Origin of the sequence: Massilia sp. UYP11 (genome assembly GCF_050434805.1) — a bacterium.
GTDB lineage: Bacteria > Pseudomonadota > Gammaproteobacteria > Burkholderiales > Burkholderiaceae_D > Telluria.
Window position 1 is genome coordinate 48,072 of record NZ_JBNDJE010000015.1, and the last position, 20,148, is coordinate 68,219.

Consider the following 20,148-nt stretch of genomic DNA (forward strand, 5'->3'; position numbering starts at 1 on the left):
GAAACGCACAAGGCGCGCCCCAGGGACGCGCCTTGCGAACATTCATTCTAGGCAGGTTTCACGCTGTCAACAAACAAAAACATGCATGCATACGCCTGGCAGGCGCCACATCATGCAGCGTGCATCACTTCGGGGCGATGCGCAGCAGGCTGGCCTTGGCTTCATCGGTCAGTACGTACAGCCCGCCGTCCGGCCCCTGGCGCACGTCGCGCACGCGCTTGCCGACCGGCAGCAACTCCTGGGCCGTCACCTTGCCCTAGGCGTCGAGCTGCACGCGGCGCACGTCCTGGCCGGCCAGGCTGCCGCTGAACAGGCTGCCCTGCCATTGCGGGAAGTCCTTGCCGGTATAGAAGGCCAGGCCCGACGGCGCCGGCGACGGCGTCCACACCACGATCGGCTGCACCGTGCCCGGCACCACCTTCATGCCGATCGGCTCGCGCGTGCCGTAGTCGAGCGTATAGCTCTGCAGCGGCCAGCCATAGTTCTTGCCGCCCTCGATCACGTTGATCTCGTCGCCGCCGCGCGAACCGTGCTCGTTGGCGTAGACGCGGCCGCTCTTCGGATCGCGCGCCATGCCCTGCACGTTGCGGTGGCCGTAGCTGTAGATCTCGGGGCGGGCGTTGTCCTTGCCGGCCAGCGCGCCCTTGCCGACCGGCTGGCCTGCATCGGTCAGGTGCAGGATCTTGCCGGTGTGCGAGGCCAGGTTCTGGGCCTGATCGCGCGCCAGCATATTGCCGATGCGCTGGGGCGTATTGCCGCCGTCGCCAATGCTCATCAGGATGGTGTTATCGGGCAGGAACAGGATGCGCGAGCCGAAGTGCTGGCCGCCGCTCTTGCCGAGGTTGACCGCGAATAGCTGCTTGATGCCGGTCACGCGCTTGCCATCAAACACGCCCTGCACCAGCACGGTCCGGTTCTCGTCATCGGTGCCGCTGGCCATCGTCATGTAGATGCGCGGATTCGTTTTATCGGCCGGATGGACCGCGATGTCGAGCAGGCCGCCCTGGCCGCTGGCGTACAGGTTCGGCAAACCGTCGAGAGGAATTTGCTGGAAGCTCTTGCCGTTCAACATGTGCAGCGTGCCCTGCTTGCCGGTGACCAGCATGCGGCCATCCGGCAGCCAGGCCATGCCCCAGGGTTGCGGCGCGCCGGTGGCGACCGTGTCGAGCTTCCAGCCCTTGGCGAGCGGCGGCTTGTCGACCGGCGTCACTTCTTGCGCTGCGGCGGCGGCGCCGACCGTTGCCAATGTGGCGGCCAGAACCAGTTTTTTGCTCAAGAACTTCCTGACAATACTCGGCATAATTTCCTCTCTCAAAAAACATTGAACACTTGACATCGTAGCTGATTCACCGCATTTTCCGTCATTTTATCTGCACGTTCGACGCAATCGGCGTATCATTGACGGTTCAGCGAACCACGTAAGGACCTCCTTCATGATTCAGCGACGCTCCTTCCTCAAGAGCTCTCTCCTCCTCGCATCTTCCTCCCTCGCCCTTCCAACCCTTGCCAAGAATACATCACCCGACAGCAGTTTCCTGTCCGGCGAGTGCTGCCTGCGCTTTTACAACACGCACACGGGCGAAAAACTGAAGAGCACGTTCTGGGCCGAAGGCGCGTTCGTCCCCGATGCCCTGAAAGACATCAATAAAGTGCTGCGCGACCACCGCAGCAACAAGATCGCCGAGATCGATCCGCAACTGCTGCTGCTGCTCGGCCAGCTCAATGACAAGCTCGGCAACAGCAAGGAACTGCACATCATCTCGGGCTACCGCGCGCCGGAATCGAACGCCTTCCTGGCCAGCCACGGCAGCGGCGGCGTCGCCAAGCGCAGCCTGCACATGGACGGCAAGGCGATCGACATCCGCCTGCCGGGCACTGATCTGCGTTCCCTGCAGAAAGCGGCGATGTCGCTCAAGGGCGGCGGCGTCGGCTATTACGCCAGCTCGCAGTTCGTCCACATGGATACCGGCCGCGTCCGGTACTGGTAATCGCCGATGCGGCCGCCCCGCATCGCGTCCAGCCTGGCCATGAGCGTGTTCATGGCCGCGTTCTTCTGCCTGCCGGCGCACGCCGCCGGCCAGAACACCGTCAGCGTCAAATCCACCCGCGACCCGGTCGACAAGTCCTACCGCAAGATGATCCGCGGCATGGAGCGCTTCGAACGCGAACGCGCCCTCGCCCCCAACGCCACCCTGCGCTTCCAGCTGCTGCCACGCCTGCCGGCCACGGACATGCGCGGCATCGTGCTCCGCATCGCCGGCGACACGGTGTCGGTGCCGGTGCCTGTCGACGAGAACAATTTCTTCGTTCTGCCCTACAACGCCCGGGCCCTGCACGAAGACGCCGCCGTGCTCGCCAACCGCAAGACCGCCAGCATGACCTGGCGCGCGCGTGTCGAGACTTCCGGCTTGCCGGCCGGCGTGCCTGCAGGCACGCGCCGCCTGGGCGACCTGCGCCTGGAGTGCCGGGTCGGCAAGGAAGCCGGCCTGGTCTCGAACAGCTCGCCGCTGTTCGGCTGGATTTCGGATGCGCTGAACACGCCCGAGGGAGTGTGCACCAGCCCGGACGGCAACTACCTGTTCTTCGCCGAGCGGCCGATTTTTTCGGTCACGCTGCGCGCCGGCGAGCGGGTCGAAACATTGCCCTTCGCTATGCTGTACGCCGGCGGCGAACAGACGCCCGACATGCTGCCCTTCTGCGATTGCCAGGCGCTGCTCGACCGCACTTATTACGTGCCGCTGTGGGATGCGAGCTGGCCCGACGACACGCTGGTCGAGTTCGACTACATGGTCGATGCGCCGGGCGGCGCGGCGCCATGAAGCTGCGCCTGTTCCTGTTCCTGTTCCTGTACGCGGCGCTGCTGGCGGGCTGCGCGACGCAGGCAGCGCCGCCGGGCGCCATTGTCGCGGCCGAGCGGCTGTCGGCGGCGGTGGTGGCCGGGCGCACGACCAAGGCCGAGTTGCTGGCCACCTTCGGCCCGACCAGGAGCGTGCGCTTCGACAGCGGCTACGAAGCCTGGGTGTATCAGTCGCCGGCCGGCGGCGGGCAATTTTCCGAATTCGTCGTGCTGGTCAATCCTGCGGGCGTGGTCAGCAAGACCCGTACCAACGCAGGTACCAGGACACCCACGCGATCGCCGTCAACACCATGAACTGCCGGTGTGCCGGATGGTTCGACTATGTGTAACACCGAACAAACATACGCGTCCAACTCTGCGATGGTCATGGCAGGGCGAACTTCGCCACCTGTTTAAACATTCACGGAGGAATCATGACGACGACTGCAGACGAGAATTTCAACGATTGGCTGCGCGATGCCCACGCGATGGAAAAGCAGGCCGAGCAGATGCTGACCGCGCAGGCCGAGCGCCTCGAGCACTATCCTGAGCTGCGCGCGCGCATCGTCCAGCATATCGACGAGACCCGCTGGCAGCACGGCGTGCTCAACGAGATCCTGGCTCGCCGCGGCACCGACAACTCGGTCCTGAAGGACATCGGCGCCCGCCTGGCGGCCTTTGGCCAGGCCGTCGGCGGCATGGCGGCCAGCGACGAAGTGGTCAAGGGCGCCATGGCCGGTTATGTGTTCGAGAACGTCGAGATCTCGAGCTATACCGCGCTGATCGCGGCGGCGAAATCCGTGGGCGACACCGCGACCCAGGCCCAGCTGGAACAGATCCTGGAGCAGGAAAAGGCGATGGCGGCCTGGCTGCTGGACCACCTGCCGCAGATCACCCAGGCCTTCCTGGCGCGCTCGGCCACCCCGGGCGTCGAAGCGAAGAAGTAATCGCATCGGCTTGAAGCTGCCCATCGATTGGGCGCGAACAATGGTTGGGAATGGCGCGGTGTGTGCTGCTCCCCGCCATTGGTCGTTTGGCGTGTCAACCTGCCCGCTACGCAAGCGATACGACCGTCATGGGGGCAACCATGCGCATCGAGCATCTGCGGCACCTGCTGTTGCTGTTCGGGTCCATGCTCATCGGCATGGTCCTGCTTGCCTGCGGCGGTGGTGGCGGCAGCCCGGGCATCACCGGCGCGGTCCCTCCACCGGCCAGCACCGGCTCGCTGGCCGTCAGCGCCAGCGGCCTGCCGGCCGGCGTCAACCCCGCCCTGCGGGTCACCGGCCCCAACAATTACCTGTACGACCTCACGCAATCCCAGACCCTCGGCAACCTGACGCCCGGCAGCTATAACGTGTCGGCTTCGCCGGTCACGAGCGGCGGCGTCACCTATCAGCCGTCGCCGGCCTCGCAAGCGGCGACCGTCAGCGCCGGCGCCACCGCGGCCGCCACCGGGACCTATGGCAGCGGGGCGCCGACGCTGGCCACGACGCTGGTCGTCGCCGGGCTCGACAGCCCGACATGGCTGACCGCCGCGCCCGGCGAGCGCCGCCTGTTCGTCACCGAGCGCCCGGGGCGGGTGCGCATCGTCGATAACGGCAGCATGCGCGACCAGCCCTACCTCGACATCGGCGCGCGCGTCTCCACCGAAGGCGAAGGCGGGCTGCTCTCGCTCGCCTTCGACCCTCAGTTCGGCGGCAACGGTTATTTCTATGTCTACTACACCGATTTGCAGCGCAATATCGTCGTCGAGCGCTTCAGCGCCGGCGCCACGGCGACGGCCGCCAACCCGACGTCCGGCCTGGTCATCCTGCGCATCCCGCACCCGACGTACCAGAACCATTTCGGCGGCCAGCTGGCTTTCGGTCCGGACGGCTACCTGTACCTGGGCACCGGCGACGGCGGCGGCGACGGCGACCCGCAAGGCAATGCGCGCAACCTGGCCAGCCTGCTCGGCAAGCTGCTGCGCATCGACGTGGCCGGCGCCACCACGGCCCAGCCGTATACGATCCCGGCCGGCAATCCCTATCGCGACGTGGCCGGGCGCCGCCCCGAGATCTGGGCTTCAGGCCTGCGCAACCCGTGGCGCTTCAGCTTCGACGCCGGGCAGCTCTACCTGACGGACGTCGGCCAGGACCAGCGCGAAGAAATCAATATCGTCGGCACGGGCCAGGCCAGCCTGGACTACGGCTGGAACGTGATGGAGGGCACGCTGTGCTACGGCGCCGCGACCTGCGCGCGCGCCGGCTTGACCCTGCCCGTGTTCGAATACGAGCACGGCGCGAACGACGTCAACGGCTGCGCGATCACCGGCGGCTTCGTCTACCGCGGGCGCGCCCTGCCCGAGCTGGCGGGCCGCTATCTCTATTCCGATTTCTGCGGCGGCTACCTGAAGAGTTTCCTTGCCACCGGCATTGCCACCGGGAACGGCATCGTCGAACAGCGCGACTGGAAGATCGGCGACATCGGCGGCGTCGTGTCTTTCGGCCAGGACGCCGAAGGCGAGCTGTACTTACTGACGACCAGCGGGGCCATCCATAAAATCGGACGCGGCGCCCCTCAATGAGTTTAGAATAAAGAAATGGCACGCCTACAACTCAATCTTCCGGAAGACCAGTATTACTATTCGACGCAGCTGACGGTACGGGTCACGGACATCAACGCCGCCAATCACCTGGGCAATGAATCGATGATCGCGATGATCTCCGAAGCCAGGGCGCGCTTCCTGTTCGAATTCGGTGTCGCCGAGACCGAGCGCGACGGCAACGGCATCATCGTCACCGACCTGGCCGCGACCTACCGCGCCGAAGCGTATGGACGCGACCAGTTGCTGTTCGAAGTCGGTGTCATGGATTTCAATAAGTACGGCGGCGACCTGATCTTCCGCATCACCCGGCCGCGCGACAAGACCCTCATCGCCATGGCCAAATCCGGCTTCGTTTTCTTCAATTACAAGACAAGCCAGGTGTGCCACATGCCGGAGGACTTCCGCAATAAATTCGAACGCGTGAACTGGGTCGACTGAGTCGCCCCCTGATTCGACCGAGTCCCCCCCTTATACGGCACGCCCCGTCCCGATTGTTCGGCACGGGGCGTTTTGCTATCTGAAGATAGTTGGAACTTTTTGAGGTGCCCGGCGGAATACAAGAAAAGAAGACTGCCATGACCTTGACGACAGAACCAAACGACACCGAACTGCTGCGCCAGGTCCACGCCGGACAGGCCGAGGCGTTCACCGCGCTGTACCGGCGGCACCAGGGGCCCCTGTACCGCTACGCGCTGCTGCGCTGCGGCTCGGGCGACGCGGCGGCCGACATCGTGCAGGAAGCGTTCATGGGCCTGCTGACGGGGCGGCTCGGCTACGACCCGCTGCGCGGCCAGCTGCAGCACTTCCTGTTCGGCGTGGCGCGCAAGCTGGCGCTCAGGCTGGACGAAGCGCGCCAGCGCCACCTGCCCTTGCCCGAACCGTTGGACGATGAAGGCGAACCCGAGCTGGACGCGGCCAGCGACGTCGCCGGACCGCTGGCGCGGCTGCTCGACAACGAAGTGGCGGAAGCGGTGCGGCGCGCGCTGTCGCTGCTGCCGCCGCACTACCGCGATCCGGTGATCCTGTACGAGCTGCACGACCTGTCGTACCAGGAGATCGCCACCGTCTGCCAGGTCGACATCGGCACCGTGCGCTCGCGCCTGGCGCGTGGACGACAGGCGCTGGCCAGGCGGCTGCAGGCCCTGCAGAGCGCACCGTCGCACGATGCGCGCCTCGCTCAGGGCAGATGACAAGCGAATGATGCTGGAAGGAAGAACGATGAACGACCAACACGACAATCCCGACCCGCTGCTCGCCACCGGCTTGGCCGCGCTGCGCGGCGAGCTGGCCGCGATGGACGCCCCGCGCTGCGTGGAAAAGGAATTGCTGCAGGCCTTCGCCCGCCAGTTCCCGAAAAAGCAGCCCTGGTACCGCAAGCTGTCGCCGCCCCAATGGGGCACGGCCGGCGCCCTGGCCTCGCTGTGCGGCGTGGCCGTGCTGCTGGCGCTGGCGCCGCACCAGGCGATCACGATCGGCCCGCCGCTGATCGGCGTCGACGACGGCGCCGCCTTCATCGCCCTCGAATCGCTGGAGCGGATCGAGCGCGAACCCTATACGCGGGTGGTCGAGGCCGAGCTGCCGCAGAGCGCGCTGGCGCCGCTGGGCATGCCGCTCGATCCGCAGACCGCGGGCGAGACGGTGCGCGCCGAAATGCTGGTGGCGCAGGACGGCCATCCCCTGGCGGTGCGCCTGAGCGCCGTCAACTGACCCAATCGACTACGAGGACTGTATGAATACCAGGAACTTCTTGATCGCGACCCTGCTGGCCAGCGCCTTTGCGCCGGCCCTGGCCGAGGACACCACGACCGGCCAGGGCGGCGACGGCGAACGCCGCATCGTGATCCGCCAGGGCGCGGTGACGCTGGCGCCCGGCCAGCAGGCCGCGCAGCGCGCCGGCGACAGCGCCAGCCTGGCCGCGTCCATGCTCAGGATCTCGGGCGCCGGCATCGTCAAGAACGCGCCCTACAGCGCCGAAGCGGTCTCGGAGAGCATGCAGCGGCTGGCCGACGGCAACCAGATCGTCAACACCTCGCGTTCGATGCAGTACCGCGACGGCGCCGGCCGCACCCGCACCGAGGTGCACGGCGACGACGGCGCGCTGCGCACCATCACCATCAGCGACCCGGTCGAAGGCGCGCGCTGGATCCTGAACCCGCAGCGCAAGAGCGCCACGCGCCTGGACATGCGGTCCGAGCGCGCCCGGGCCGACGCGGACACCGCGCGCGCCGCGGCGGCGCAGGCCCGGATCGCGGCGGACCAGGCCCGCGTCCAGGCGGACGGCGCGCGCGCCAGCGCCGACCAGCAGCGGCGCGCGGCCGACGGGGCGCGCGAGCGCATCGACCAGCTGCGCAGGGAAGGCAAGCTGCCGGAAGGCGCGCACGTCATCGTCAAGGACGTCCAGCGCGGCCTTGACGCGGCCGAGGTGCGCGTGCGCGTCGCCCAGCCCAGCCCTGCGGCCATGCCGGCGGCGCGGGCGCTGTCGGCGCACATCACGCCGATGATCATCGGCGCCGCCAACGACGGCAAATGGTCGGCCAAGGCCGTCACGCGCGAACTGGGCGGGCGCGATTTCTCGGGCGTGCAGGCCGAAGGCAACCAGCGCAGCTACACGATCCCGGCCGGCGAGATCGGCAACCGCGCGCCGATCGAGGTCAGCAGCGAGACCTGGTACGCGCCCGAGCTGCAGGTGACGGTGTACCACAAGCGCAGCGATCCGCGCAGCGGCGACGTGGTGTACCGGCTCGACAAGCTCAAGCGCGGCGAGCCGCCGGCGGCCCTGTTCAAGGTTCCATCGGACTACACGGTGCGCGATCCGTTCAGGGCAAGCAGCGCCAGGGCGGTGGGGAAGGACGACTAGCGGAAAAAGGCGCCCTGCGGGCGTCATGACGTCAAGACAAGGCGAAGGTTTTCGTGAGTTAGCGTAAAGACGTCGTTACTGCCACTGGCAGTAACGACTCCCCACGAAGGTGGGGACCCCATCTTGCAAGCGCTTCGACGACGCTTGCAGAACTTGGGTCCCCGCCTGCGCGGGGACGACGTATTTGACGGCTAGCTCAGCAGCTTAACTAACGGCATCAGTACTGCGGGCGCTACTGAAACGCAGGGTAAAGACGAACGCTCACCGGCCCCGTTTCTTGTTCAGGATGGTCTCATTGAACCAGTCGTCGATCATGCGCTTCTCGGCGCGCAGGCTGTCGCTGTCCGACATGCGGCTGAGGCGCTGCATGTAGTTCATGTCGGCCAGCCGCGCATCGCCGCCCTTGAGCACCTGCCCGTTCTGGGTCAGCGAATAGCGCAGGTTGATGATCGGCCAGTCCGCCATGCCTTTCAGGACGCGCAGCTCGCGCCCGCCGCGCAGGTTCGGGTATTCATTGCCGGCCAGGTCGACATCAAGGACTTCGATCGCCAGGTCCTGGCCTTCCGGCAGCTGGCCGCCCAGCTTGGTGAAATGGTCGCTCAAGTCCTTCAGCACCTGCTCGCGCTCCCATGGCGCGAAAGGCAGGTCGGCAAACTTGTCGGATTCGATGTACTTCACGGTGACGCCGGCCGAGGCGGCGCCGGCCGTCAGCGCGCACAGGCCCGCGAAGGCCGTTTTCATCAATAATGATTTCATCGCTCTAGCTCCTAGGATTGCTTTTATCGTTCGTCCTGCCCTGGAATATACGCCGCCTCGCGCAGCCGCGCTCGTCTCGAATCGTCGTAGTTTGTATCCAAATGTTAGGCCTCGCACATGACCAACAGGTGGTGACGGATGAGAATGGCACAAGGAGAATGCCATGCCCGAAGGTCCATCGCTCGTCATCCTGAAGGAACAGTCGGCCCGTTTCGTGGGCCAGGACATCGTGCGCGCCGGCGGCAACGTCCGCGCCGTCGATCCGGGCCGGCTGGTGGGCCAGCGCATCGTCGGCCTGCATACCTGGGGCAAGCACTTCCTGATCGAGCTGCCCGACCTCGTCCTGCGCATCCATTTTTTGCTGTTCGGCACCTATCGCATCGACGAGCGGCGCGACAAGCCGCCGCGCCTGTCGATCGCGACGCAAGACGGCGGTGAAATGAATTTCTATGCCTGCGCCATCCGCGAGATCGACCGCGCGACCTTCGAGGCCTACGATGTCAGCGCCGACGTCATGTCGGACAGCTGGGATCCGAAACGGGCGCGCAAGAAGCTGCGCGCGCGGCCCGGACTGCTGGCCTGCGACGCCCTGCTCGACCAGGACATCTTTTCGGGCGTCGGCAACATCATCAAGAACGAGGTGCTGTTTCGCATCCGCGTCCATCCGCTGTCGACCGTGGGGGCGCTGCCGGCGCCCAAGCTGCGCGCCCTGGTCGACGAGGCGCGCCGCTACAGCTTCGATTTCCTGGGCTGGAAAAAAGCGTTCGTGCTCAAGCAGCACTGGCTGGCCCATGCCAAGAAGACCTGCCCCCGCTGCGACATTCCTTTTAAAAAAGCCAATCTCGGCACCACGCGCCGGCGCGCCTTTTACTGCGAGCGTTGTCAAAAGAGCTACACCTGAAGTAGGTTGTCTTTTGTCCGCAACACTCCTCCCTCTTTGAGAGACTAGCTGTTACATCGCAATTGCACGAATTCAATATTGCTTGTTGTTAAGGGTCATGGGTCGTACTACAATCGCTTGACTCCGGGCTATATTTACGATCAAAAATAGCCTACCCCAGACAACTTTCCCAAAAATATCGGATTCATCTATGTCCTTCCTGTCTTCCGCCGTGCCCAAGCTCGCACCCTGGAAAGTATTGCTGGTCGATGACGAACCCGATATCCATGACATCACCAAGCTGACCCTGGCGCGCTTCCGCCTCGACGGCCGCGCGCTTTCCTTCGTGCATGCCTACAGCGGCGCGCAAGCGAAGGAAGTGCTGGCGCGCGAACAGGACATCGCGCTGGTCTTCCTGGACGTGGTGATGGAGCGCGAGGACAGCGGCCTGGAAGTGGCGCGCTGGATGCGCCAGGAGCTCGACAACCAGTTTACCCGCATCGTGCTGCGCACCGGCCAGCCGGGCCAGGCGCCCGAGGAACGCGTGATCGTCGATTACGACATCAACGACTACAAGGAAAAGACCGAGCTCGACCGCACCAAGCTGTTCACCACCACCTTCGCCGCCCTGCGCGCCTACCGCGACATCATGAAGGTCGAGGAAGCGCGCCGCGTGCAGCAGACCTACCGCGAAGGCCTGGAACGGGTGATCGCGGCGTCCGCCCACATCTTCCAGCAACGCAACCTGAAGGACTTCGCCAACGGCCTGCTGCAACAGGTGGTGGCCCTGCTGCGCCTGGAACAGAGCATGCTGCTGCGCCTGAAGGCGGCCAGCGTGATCACCGGCGCCAGCCAGTACGAGGTGCTGGCCCAGATCGGCGACATCGGCAAGGAAGAGATCGGCCCGGAACTGCTCGGCCAACTGGACGACGCGCGCCGCAACCGCATCTCGCGCCTGCACGGCGACACCTATGTCGGCTACTTTCCAAACAATAGCGGCAAGGCCTCGCTCCTGGTGCTCAAGGGCGTGGAAGAGGTCTCCGACATCGACGCCCAGCTGCTGGAAGTGTTCTGCTCGGGCGTGGCGATCGCGTTCGACAACATCCTGTTAAACCAGGAAATCACCGACACCCAGGCCGAACTGATCCTGCGCCTGGGCGACGTGGTCGAATCGCGCTCGCACGAGGCCGGCAACCACGTGCGCCGCATGTCCCAGGTCTGCCAGATGCTGGCGCAGGCCGCGGGCATGCCGGACGACGAGACGGCGGTCCTGATGCACGCCGCGCCGATGCACGACGTGGGCAAGATCGCCACGCCCGACGCGGTGCTGCTCAAGCCGGGCCGCCTGACCGAAGAAGAGTGGGAAATCATGAAGCAGCACCCGACCATCGGGCTGCAGATCCTGGACGGCTCGCAGCGCCCGATCCTGAAGGCGGCGGCAGTGATCGCCCACCAGCACCACGAGAAATACGACGGCAGCGGCTACCCGCAAGGCCTGCGCGGCGAAGACATCCACCCGTATGCGCGCATCGTGGCGGTGGCCGACGTGTTCGACGCGCTGAGCCACAAGCGCTGCTACAAGGATGCGTGGCCGACGGAAAAAGTGACCGAACACCTGCGCGAGGTGGCGGGGCACCATCTGGATCCGACGTATGTCGACCTGCTGATCAAGAATATGGACAAGGCGCTGGCGATCAATGAGAAGTGGCCGGATTGATCGGGAAAGCCGAGTAGCTAACGTTTGCGTTTAAACCTGTTGAACGATAATGCTGTGACGATTGAACCAATGAGGAAGGCATTCACGATAATATTGCCAGCCTTTTCCACGTACATCGTTGGCTCAACAAATAAAATGACGATGTAGGCCAGCACTGCAGCTGAAAACCCGATGCCCAAAGAGACCAGCGTGCGTTTCATGGTGCGAATTTCTCCGCGCTTGGGCAGTTAAACACCATTCCGGCCCTGCTCCCTCCAGCTTGCACGATTTGCTCTAAAAATGTTGTGCAGTTATTAGGCAACATCAGCCACAGCCATTGTCTGGAGACCAGGTCAAGTAGTTTTCTATGTGCGCCAAAAATGTCCGGGATATGCACCATTGTGCGACGGATTTCACGCTTATCACTTTCTCGTAGATAACGCTGATAGCCTTCATGACGCATGAATCGCGGTCTGTCATGCAGGCCAGCGACATGGAAGAACCAGCCAGGGCCGACGTGCAACAATGCGTGACCACAAATATTCCAGCCGTCGCCGGATACGATGATCGCTTGAGTATGCTTGAAATCGTCCGGCCGGATCACGCAATGAAGCATCACTTCACCGATATATGGGCCTGTGTCAGGCTTAGGCGCATTCGCCCGCGTCTGCATGGCACTGTTCGTTGCTCTACCCACTTATTGCTCCTCAAACTGCTCAAAGTAGGATTTTCCTTCCTGTTCTACCGGTCAGATTTGCTAAAGAACAGTATCGGGTTCGATGGCGCTCAGAAAAGGTCGAGGGTACCGATATCAGCTACAACTCGTCCTTCCTGCACGGGCCAGTGCGCTGCGACGACACCAGATTATTTTTATCGCTCACTCTTCCGCTGCGAAATTGCTTCCGATTGCCGGATCGCATATTCCATGACTGGGTGTAGATTTTTCGGTTCCAGGTTTTCTTTCAATCGGTGATCGCGCGCAGACGAGCCAGCGCATCCTCAACCACGTACTCGGGCGCAGTCTCTACACGCTTTGCTTTTCGCGCCTCCAAGTCGAGCATTCTCACCTGATTGACTAACGCCGCGCCTTGCGTTTTCGTACCCGAGCCGCCAAGCGAAGCCGCGAAACCGGCGTGGCGTGCAAAATTACCACCCTGCGTAATGGGCGCCACCAATACAACGCCGAGGGCATTGAAGGCGCTCGTCGACAAGACCAGCGCCGGACGCATTCCTTGCTGTTCGTGCCCTTCGGTTGGATCGGGATTGACCATAACAATGTCGCCACGTCCGAATTTAACGCGGCTCACCATACCTCGCGCCCGACAGGCTTCACTTCAGCCCATGCGGCCAGGTCATCTGGATGCGGAGCCGTCGGGTCACACTGCGCGACCAGATCAGCCAGCGAATACGATGGTCGCGCTGCTTTAAGCAATACTCCGTCCGGCTGAACGTTCACGCTCAACTTATCGCCTAGCGACACCTTGAGGATACCGAGCAATTCGGTAGGCAAGCGAACAGCTGCGCTATTCCCCCACTTCTGCACTGACAGTTCCATAAGTTCTCCTGATGTTGATACATTGTAGATTCATGAGCGAACTTTCGTCAACCACTATATGATCTACAATGTATCTACAAAACCGCTCAGAGAACACTGCTGAATGCCTCTCGTAAGCGTTCCTGGCTAACTTCAAGGTATGGTCGAACGTGATCCAGTTCGGCGTGCCCGAGCAGGAGCTGGACGGTGTCGACCTGCCCCCCTGCTGGATCAGCCGCGACGCCATCGTGCGCCTGCCGCTGTGTGAAGAACCGCCCCGTATGCCGGCATCGCGGTAAAGCTTCGTGACATGGGACTGCAAGCTGTCGCAGGCCAGGTAATTGTCGAGCCGAATTCGGGATAGAGAAAACGCGAGGCTGGCTACATACGGGTACATGCCACGCTACTAATAGCTAATCCGAAGCGGGTAGGCAATGTGGCGCGCACGACCATACTTTAGGCGGGCCAGACCAGTCAGCTCGTTGAGCAACTGACCACTGACCACGAGCGATGCGCTGGGCCCGCCATCGAGCCGGAGCGCGTTTCTGATCAGCATGGCCCTGAACACTGTGCACAGTTCCGCTGCAGACGTTGTCCCGTCCGACGTTGACGAAATGAACACCATGCGCCCGTTCGCCGCGCCGACAGCGGACCAACGGTTCTGGTCGCCTGATGCCGCACAGGCACCATTTTTTACAATCGATGTCGACGAGCTGACCACGTTCAGCGAAGAACTGCCGAGGCTACTTGGCGTCGTGGTGGTGAAGAAAGCAGGTTGGCTTTTGTCACCGCCGTAGGCCATGACGAACTTGTTGCCGCCGTTTTTGCAACTAGGGCAACCTGCGCCTCCGCCGCTAACATTGTCCCCCAACGCCACGCCATTGGAACGGACGATCCCTTCGGCCCTACCCCATTGGTTATCGAACGTGCCCGAATCGCCGGACCAGGTGAACCCGTTGATCATCGCGATCGACGGGGATGCTGTAAAGGCGTCGATGCGCTGCAGACGCAAATACGGACCGTTCCCCTGCCCGGCAGACGACATTGCATACGGAAGCGAATATCGGATGCGATTGTCTTTGGTGTTGACGTAAACGATATGCACGTAAGGCCGAATCTTCTCACACGTTTTCACGCGGACGGCGCCGGTCTTGAGCAGCGCCAGGTTGAGCGCTCCGATGACGATCGGTTGCGCAAGATAGCCAGCGCATGTAGTTCCCGCGGACGCGGAAGGCACGTCAGAGGGCATGCCGTTGATCGCTCGAGGCGAGCCGAGCGCTGAATCCTCAAGGATGTCAGGCTTGATCACCCCGGTCTGCGGAAGTGCCATCCGGGCATTCCTCGCCGGACCGGCGTTCGGGGTGGCCCATAACGCTTGCTCCTCCCGTGTACCAATAGGAACTATCATCTCATGCGCCGAGGTGCCCCCCGGGATCGACGGCACGTCGATGGTGGCCGGCCTATGCAGTTTCACGTACGGATAGATGTCGATCCGCGGATACATCTCGCCCACGTTGTCGACGCTGACGTGAAATACTTGCGCAGCATCGAGGGCGCCAGCGGGGATCGTCAGCACGGCGCCGCCCGGCAGTTTCGCGACCGTTTGCAGTGAGGGCAAATAATGCACCAAGCTGCTTTCGGGATTAAAAAAGGAACTGGCGGCTTGGGTCGGGATATAGGATGGTTTTGCGTTCAGCTGCTGTTTGCGGACGCCAATCAGGAGCTCAGCGCCGTAAAAGCCCTGTTCCATGACAAAGGGAGCCTTGAGATTGACATGACCGGTCAAAGCCGGCCCACCGTTTGGTTCCGTGAAGTAGACATCGGTGATCGTGACCACCGGCATGACGACATCGGCAACCACGTTCGCGGTCCCGGCCGACGTGTCGGTAACATCGACATAGCCCGTCGTGCGGGCACGATAACAATTGGATTTCGAACACAGTAGGACATCACCAATCCGCACGGCGCGTTCGCTGGAGGGCGCATCTGTGGCCACGCTGACACGAAGGCGCATTGCGCTATCGGGGATGCGGGACTCGCTGGAGAATTTTTCAAGTTGAGTTGCATACCTCGGGGTGGGTGCTCCGATGGCGTGCGCAGCGACGAACAGCAAGAGAACAGGCATGACCCGGTTCAGCAGCATGATTTTCGACTCCAATGAGAAATACAAACGCTGGGAACAGCAGCTTGCAGCGTACTGTTGAGTGAAGTTGTCATTTTGACTCTGCGGGGATCAGGACCGGTTGGCGTTGCTCAAACATTTGCAAACTTGGCAATAACAGCCTCTAGGGATCTTGGCAATCTAAACTATGAACAGGTCAGTCCCTGAAGTGTCCTTAACTTCTTCCATTGAGGACAACACATTGTTCAAGCTAAGCCCTTGATTCATCAAAATTCCCATGTGTTGCAGATTGCAGAAACAAGCTAATACGTCAGGATTAGCTTACTGGTCGGCTCCAGGCCTCGATACCGGCAGTTGCAATCAGGTTGTTCATTCCTGACAGATTCAACAATAAGATCCGGACTTTTAACTGAGAGATCCACATGCCTGCTTGTTGTTTTTATCGCTCACTCTTGCGCTGCGACTGCGGAAACCGCAAGTGATACCGCAGCCCCTCCCCCGGCGCACTCTCCACCCTGACCGTCCCGCCGAGCGCGCCCGTCACCAGGTTGTACAAAATGTGCGCCCCCAGCCCGCTCCCCCCCGTCCCGCGCTTGGTGGTAAAGAACGGATCGAACAGCTTGTCCAGCGTGTCCTTGTCCATCCCCGCCCCATCGTCGGCATAGTCGAGCACCACCCAGCCATCGTCTTCGACCGCTGCGCGCACCGTGATCTTGCCCGGCTGGTCCCGCTCGAAGCCATGCACTAGAGAATTGACCACCATATTGGTCACGATCTGCGACACCGCCCCCGGATAGCTGTCCAGCACCAGGTCCTTCGGGCAGTCGACGGTCACCTCGACCGGCCGCCCTTTGAGCTTGGGCTGCAATGACAGCAGCACTTCCTTCAGGTACGCGTCGAGATTGAAGCTCCTGATATCGCCCGACGACTGGTCCACCGCCACCTGCTTGAAGCTGCGCACGAGCGCCGCCGCGCGCTGGGTATTGGTGGTCATGATGCGCAGCGACTGGTCGACCACGTCGAAGAACGTCGCCAGGCTGTCTTCCGTCATCTCGCCCGCCGCCAGTTCCTCGCGCGTGAGCTTGAGTTCCTGCACCAGGTGGCTGGTCGCGGTCACGCAAATGCCCAGCGGGGTGTTGATCTCATGCGCCACGCCGGCCACCAGCCGTCCCAGCGAGGCCAGCTTTTCCTGGCGCACCAGTTCCGATTGCGCTTCCTGCAGCGCGTGCAGGGCGTCATTGAGTGCCGCGTTCTGCTGCTCCAGTTCCTGCTTGGCGATGCGGATCTTGCGGTCGGCCTGCATGCGCGCGATCGCCACCGCCACGTGACTGGCCATGAAGGCCAGCAGATCCAGCTCGGCCTTGGTGTAGACGATGGCCGGGTCGTAGCTCTGCACCACGATCACGCCATATGGCCTTTCGTGGACCAGCATCGGCGCGCCCATCCAGCTCGCGATCTCGGTATTGCCAAGGGGCTCGGTGACGATGCCGTTGGCCACTAGCTGGCGGAAGCTTCCCTGGTCGTGCAGCTGCGCCTGCTTGCTCGACAAGACGTACGAGCACATGGCCTTGCCGAACGGGAAGCGCTGCAGAGGCGGCGTGCTGTCCTTCCGGTCGACGAAATACGGGATGCTGATCTCTTGCGTATCCGGGTGGTACAGCGCGATCAGGAAGTTGTCGGCCACCATCAGCTCGCCGATGATGCCGTGCAGGCTGGCGCTGAGCAGGTCGGTGTCGAGCGCCTGGGCCGACAGGTCGGCGATCTGGTACAGCGCGTGCTGCACCTTCTCGGCGCGGCCGCGCTCGGCCACCTCATGGGCGAGGGCCGCGGTGCGCGCCGCGACCGCGCGCTCCAGCCGCTCCACGCTTTGCAAGCCCTGCAGCGCATTCGACACGTGGTTGGCGATCAGGGCGAACAGCGCTTGGTCTTCCGCGCTATAGGTCTCTTCGGGCGAATAGCTCTGGATGACGATCGCCCCCAGCGCCTGGTGATGCTGGTCCAGCAGCGGGCAGGCGACGAAGTGTTCCGGCACGCTGCCATCGCCCCAGCGCCCGCTGCTGCGCAGCCGTTCGTGGAAATCGGCCGCCGTCAAGACCAGCGGCTGGCGGTTGAGCAGCACCCAGGCGGTCGGCGACTGCTCGGGCGAGGCCAGCATGATCCGCTCGTCCGGATCACGACCTCCGTCGGCCACGTCGACAAAATATGGAAAGCGCACCGTACCGTCTTCGCGGTCGGCCAATGCGACGTAGAAATTGGCCGCATACATGATGCGGCCCAGTGCCCGGTGCACGGCCTCGATGAATGCGGTGATGTCGCTGCAGCTGGTCGATAATTGCCCGATCTCGAGCAGCATCGACTGGACCGCTTCCAGCCGGTCAAGACGTTCCATGCTTCCCCCACATATTCAGTTCATTGCGAATAAATGCGCAGGGGAAATAGTAGCAGCTTGCCACCCGCCGCAGCAGTCGGCGGCGGGTGAATGTGGTGTAAATGTGGTGATTCAGCGCGGGGCGCGGAAATCGTTCTCGATCCAGGCCAGGGCCGAGGCCTGGGTCAGCTTGAAGGTGGGGGCCACCCGCACCTTTGCCACCTGCTCGCCCATCTCGTCCGTCGCGGCCAGCATGGCATAGGGGTCGTCATCGTCCGGCACGATGTCCAGCGTCACTTTCAGCTCGCCCTCGCCGGTCGCCACGAACAGGTTCTTGTGCAGGATCGCGTGCATGTGCTGCTCGTGGCGGCGGATCACCTCGGACGCGGTCTTGATCAAGGTATTGAAGGCATTGACGTCGAGCGGCTTCGGGTTCTTCTTGTCGCGGCCCATGGTCCACGGGCCGACCAGCGCCGGTTCCGGCTCGCCGTCCTTGTACATGGCCACCGCCCAGCCTTCGTCGTCGTCGTTCTTGATCACGCGCGCGGTCCAGCCATTGCCCTGCCACAGGCGGGGTTCCTGCACCGGACCGGTGTCCTGCTCTTCTTCGTCGTGATCGTGGGTCTGGTCGTTCATCTGTTTCCTTCTGTGTCGCTTGCGCCAAAACCACGATCATAGAGGAAAGGGGACCCATGAAAAAGCCCGCACAGGCAAGCAGACCAGGCTTTTGTGCGGTGACTCGACAATATCAGGCCGGGCAATCGTCGACGATGCGCGGGCAGCGCCAACCCGGGCCTGGCGGCGGCACGATCGGCGGGCCCACGGGAATCGGCCGCGGGTCGCCGTTCGGCATCGGCGCCGGCGGCTGCCGGCCGGACGGGCCATGCGGATTGATGACGATCGGCGGTATCGCGGGCGGCGCCGATGGCGGATCTTTGGGACAGCTATTGACCACGGCCAGGCGGTCCCGGATTCCATGAATGACAGCGTGCATAGGATCCCCCTGTAAAGAGAGGGTCAGTATAGGAAACGGGGCAAGCATTACAAGCAAAAAATTGCCGGCGATTCTGCCCGGACCCGGCTATGCACGTTTCGTTCCGCAAAACATGCGGCCTGTCGCATGCCGGTGGCCGCGCCGCGCGTGCAGGCATACAGTTCGACCATGCAACAACGACACGTCGAACCGACCACCTACCCTTTTGCGAGGACCGCCATGAAAAAATATGCCCCCTACGTCATCCTGTTCCTGTTCGCCGCGCTGCTGTTCAACAGCTGGGGCAACGACATGACGGTGCACCTCGACGGCGACGAGATCGATGGCCCGCTGGGCTGGATGCTGGCCACCCTGTTCGCGGGCGGCGGCGCCTTGCTGGCGGTGTTCGTCACCATGATGGTCGCCGTGCTCCTGGCGGTGGTATTCGCCGGCGTCGGCGTGATGCTGCTCGGTTCGCTGGGCATCGGCGCCGTGGTGCTGGCCCTGGCCATCTCGCCGCTGCTGCTGCCGCTCGCGATTCCGGTGCTCGTGGTGTGGTATTTCATGAGCCGCTCGCGCAAGGTCGATCTGGAGAAGACCGCCACTGCTTGAGATAGACTGGTAGGGTCGGCGGCTCGCCGCCGACGCGGTGATTGTTACCGGCCCCGATTTCGGGCCGGATGATCTCGCGGCCAACCATCACCGCGTCGGCGGCCTAGCGCGGGGCCGCCGAGGCCGACCCTACGCCGGGCTTGCCCCGGCCTTTTTTACGCCTCTTTGCGCGCCACGTACTGCTCGTAGCCGCGCGCGCGCAAGGCGCAGGCCGGGCAGGCGCCGCAGCCATGGCCCCAGGGATGCGCGTCCCCGCGCTCGCCCAGGTAGCAGGTGTGGGTGTCGAAGCGGATCAGGTCCACCAGCGCGTCGCCGCCCTCCTGCCGCGCCAGTTCCCAGGTCTGCGCCTTGTCGATCCACATCAGCGGGGTCTCGACCTTCAGGCGCGTCGCCATGCCCAGGTTGAGCGCCACCTGGAGCGCCTTCATGGTGTCGTCGCGGCAGTCCGGATAGCCCGAGAAATCGGTCTCGCACATGCCGCCCACCAGCACGTTCAGGCCGCGCCGGTAGGCCACCGTGGCCGCCACCGTCATGAACATCAGGTTGCGGCCAGGCACGAACGTATTCGGCAAGCCGTTTTCCTGCATGGCGATTTCAACATTGCTGGTCAACGCCGTGTCAGAGATTTTCGCGATCAGGGACAGGTCGATCATGTGGTCGTCACCGAGGCGCGCGTCCCAGCCGGGATCGAGCGCGCGCAGCTTCGACAGCAGGGTTGGACGCACCTCCAGTTCGATCGCGTGGCGCTGGCCATAATCGAAACCGATCGTCTCGACCCGCGCATAGCGCTGCAGCGCCCAGGCGAGGCAGGTGGTGGAGTCTTGGCCGCCGCTGAAGAGGACGAGCGCGGTGTCGGAAGAGGGAGTGGTCATGGTGGCAAAGGCAAGAACTGTGATCGAAAGCGGAGCAATAAGCGGGACAAGAAGC

The 20,148-nt window shown here is 63.3% G+C and carries 22 protein-coding genes and 1 pseudogene; 12 read left to right on the plus strand and 11 right to left on the minus strand.

The annotated features are described in order from the left end of the window. Nucleotides 1–124 precede the first annotated feature (124 nt). A pseudogene (locus ABIB38_RS17930) lies at nucleotides 125–1,336 on the minus strand (PQQ-dependent sugar dehydrogenase). A 97-nt stretch (nucleotides 1,337–1,433) separates the two neighbouring features. Here ABIB38_RS17930 and ABIB38_RS17935 point away from each other — a divergent pair. The 9 genes from ABIB38_RS17935 (at nucleotide 1,434) to ABIB38_RS17975 (ending at nucleotide 8,280) form a co-directional block, all read left to right on the plus strand. Beyond that, nucleotides 1,434–1,988, plus strand: a complete 555-nt coding sequence (locus tag ABIB38_RS17935; RefSeq protein ID WP_429205901.1) for a DUF882 domain-containing protein — start codon at nucleotides 1,434–1,436, stop codon at nucleotides 1,986–1,988. 6 nt (nucleotides 1,989–1,994) lie between these two features. Further along, nucleotides 1,995–2,819, plus strand: a complete 825-nt coding sequence (locus ABIB38_RS17940; protein WP_429205902.1) for a hypothetical protein — start codon at nucleotides 1,995–1,997, stop codon at nucleotides 2,817–2,819. Next, entirely contained in the window at nucleotides 2,816–3,151 is a 336-nt protein-coding gene (locus ABIB38_RS17945) for a hypothetical protein (RefSeq protein WP_429205903.1), read from the plus strand. Before ABIB38_RS17940 ends, ABIB38_RS17945 begins: the two co-directional genes overlap by 4 nt. Before the next feature lie 119 nt (nucleotides 3,152–3,270). Continuing rightward, nucleotides 3,271–3,783, plus strand: coding sequence for a ferritin-like domain-containing protein (locus ABIB38_RS17950; RefSeq protein WP_429205905.1), 513 nt, complete (start codon nucleotides 3,271–3,273; stop codon nucleotides 3,781–3,783). Between the two features lie 140 nt (nucleotides 3,784–3,923). Then, complete coding sequence (locus ABIB38_RS17955) at nucleotides 3,924–5,402, plus strand: PQQ-dependent sugar dehydrogenase (RefSeq protein ID WP_429205906.1); 1,479 nt, start codon at nucleotides 3,924–3,926, stop codon at nucleotides 5,400–5,402. A 15-nt stretch (nucleotides 5,403–5,417) separates the two neighbouring features. Further along, the gene (locus ABIB38_RS17960; protein WP_429205907.1) at nucleotides 5,418–5,861 is read left to right on the plus strand and encodes a thioesterase family protein; all 444 of its coding nucleotides are present in this window, start codon (nucleotides 5,418–5,420) and stop codon (nucleotides 5,859–5,861) included. A gap of 137 nt (nucleotides 5,862–5,998) precedes the next feature. Next, complete coding sequence (locus tag ABIB38_RS17965) at nucleotides 5,999–6,613, plus strand: RNA polymerase sigma factor (RefSeq protein ID WP_429205909.1); 615 nt, start codon at nucleotides 5,999–6,001, stop codon at nucleotides 6,611–6,613. Nucleotides 6,614–6,641: 28 nt separating this feature from the next. After that, nucleotides 6,642–7,130 (plus strand): hypothetical protein, encoded by a 489-nt coding sequence (locus ABIB38_RS17970; protein ID WP_429205911.1) that lies wholly within the window; start codon nucleotides 6,642–6,644, stop codon nucleotides 7,128–7,130. Between the two features lie 22 nt (nucleotides 7,131–7,152). Next, entirely contained in the window at nucleotides 7,153–8,280 is a 1,128-nt protein-coding gene (locus tag ABIB38_RS17975; protein ID WP_429205912.1) for a hypothetical protein, read from the plus strand. A gap of 261 nt (nucleotides 8,281–8,541) precedes the next feature. Here the strand turns inward: ABIB38_RS17975 and ABIB38_RS17980 are convergent, their stop codons facing one another. Beyond that, on the minus strand, nucleotides 8,542–9,036 hold the full coding sequence (locus ABIB38_RS17980; RefSeq protein WP_429205914.1) for a DUF3016 domain-containing protein: 495 nt from the start codon (nucleotides 9,034–9,036) through the stop codon (nucleotides 8,542–8,544). A 163-nt stretch (nucleotides 9,037–9,199) separates the two neighbouring features. On the opposite strand from ABIB38_RS17980, the gene ABIB38_RS17985 reads away from it, so the two are divergent. Continuing rightward, complete coding sequence (locus ABIB38_RS17985) at nucleotides 9,200–9,937, plus strand: DNA-formamidopyrimidine glycosylase family protein (protein ID WP_429205915.1); 738 nt, start codon at nucleotides 9,200–9,202, stop codon at nucleotides 9,935–9,937. 190 nt (nucleotides 9,938–10,127) lie between these two features. Next, nucleotides 10,128–11,633 (plus strand): HD domain-containing phosphohydrolase, encoded by a 1,506-nt coding sequence (locus ABIB38_RS17990; RefSeq protein WP_429205916.1) that lies wholly within the window; start codon nucleotides 10,128–10,130, stop codon nucleotides 11,631–11,633. A gap of 17 nt (nucleotides 11,634–11,650) precedes the next feature. On the opposite strand, the gene ABIB38_RS17995 is transcribed toward ABIB38_RS17990, so the two are convergent. The 8 genes from ABIB38_RS17995 to ABIB38_RS18030 all read right to left on the minus strand — a co-directional run bounded on the left by ABIB38_RS17995 (nucleotide 11,651) and on the right by ABIB38_RS18030 (nucleotide 18,630). Then, complete coding sequence (locus ABIB38_RS17995) at nucleotides 11,651–11,833, minus strand: hypothetical protein (RefSeq protein ID WP_429205918.1); 183 nt, start codon at nucleotides 11,831–11,833, stop codon at nucleotides 11,651–11,653. Next, complete coding sequence (locus tag ABIB38_RS18000) at nucleotides 11,830–12,285, minus strand: hypothetical protein (protein WP_429205919.1); 456 nt, start codon at nucleotides 12,283–12,285, stop codon at nucleotides 11,830–11,832. Before ABIB38_RS18000 ends, ABIB38_RS17995 begins: the two co-directional genes overlap by 4 nt. A 289-nt stretch (nucleotides 12,286–12,574) precedes the next feature. Then, on the minus strand, nucleotides 12,575–12,922 hold the full coding sequence (locus tag ABIB38_RS18005) for a type II toxin-antitoxin system ChpB family toxin (RefSeq protein WP_429205921.1): 348 nt from the start codon (nucleotides 12,920–12,922) through the stop codon (nucleotides 12,575–12,577). After that, complete coding sequence (locus ABIB38_RS18010; protein WP_429205923.1) at nucleotides 12,916–13,167, minus strand: AbrB/MazE/SpoVT family DNA-binding domain-containing protein; 252 nt, start codon at nucleotides 13,165–13,167, stop codon at nucleotides 12,916–12,918. The genes ABIB38_RS18005 and ABIB38_RS18010 overlap by 7 nt, the downstream gene beginning before the upstream one ends. A gap of 385 nt (nucleotides 13,168–13,552) precedes the next feature. Beyond that, on the minus strand, nucleotides 13,553–15,289 hold the full coding sequence (locus tag ABIB38_RS18015) for a phosphodiester glycosidase family protein (RefSeq protein ID WP_429205925.1): 1,737 nt from the start codon (nucleotides 15,287–15,289) through the stop codon (nucleotides 13,553–13,555). 418 nt (nucleotides 15,290–15,707) lie between these two features. Further along, nucleotides 15,708–17,657, minus strand: coding sequence for a GAF domain-containing sensor histidine kinase (locus tag ABIB38_RS18020; RefSeq protein ID WP_429205926.1), 1,950 nt, complete (start codon nucleotides 17,655–17,657; stop codon nucleotides 15,708–15,710). A 111-nt stretch (nucleotides 17,658–17,768) separates the two neighbouring features. Next, a complete protein-coding gene (locus tag ABIB38_RS18025; RefSeq protein ID WP_429205927.1) occupies nucleotides 17,769–18,272 on the minus strand; it encodes a hypothetical protein in 504 nt (167 codons plus the stop codon). A gap of 112 nt (nucleotides 18,273–18,384) precedes the next feature. After that, nucleotides 18,385–18,630 carry a hypothetical protein gene (locus ABIB38_RS18030; protein ID WP_429205929.1) on the minus strand — a complete coding sequence of 82 codons (246 nt, stop codon included), beginning with the start codon at nucleotides 18,628–18,630 and terminating at the stop codon, nucleotides 18,385–18,387. 219 nt (nucleotides 18,631–18,849) lie between these two features. On the opposite strand from ABIB38_RS18030, the gene ABIB38_RS18035 reads away from it, so the two are divergent. Beyond that, a complete protein-coding gene (locus ABIB38_RS18035) occupies nucleotides 18,850–19,221 on the plus strand; it encodes a hypothetical protein (protein WP_429205931.1) in 372 nt (123 codons plus the stop codon). Between the two features lie 155 nt (nucleotides 19,222–19,376). On the opposite strand, the gene queC is transcribed toward ABIB38_RS18035, so the two are convergent. Beyond that, the gene (gene queC, locus ABIB38_RS18040) at nucleotides 19,377–20,093 is read right to left on the minus strand and encodes a 7-cyano-7-deazaguanine synthase QueC (protein ID WP_429205933.1); all 717 of its coding nucleotides are present in this window, start codon (nucleotides 20,091–20,093) and stop codon (nucleotides 19,377–19,379) included. Nucleotides 20,094–20,148: the final 55 nt, after the last annotated feature.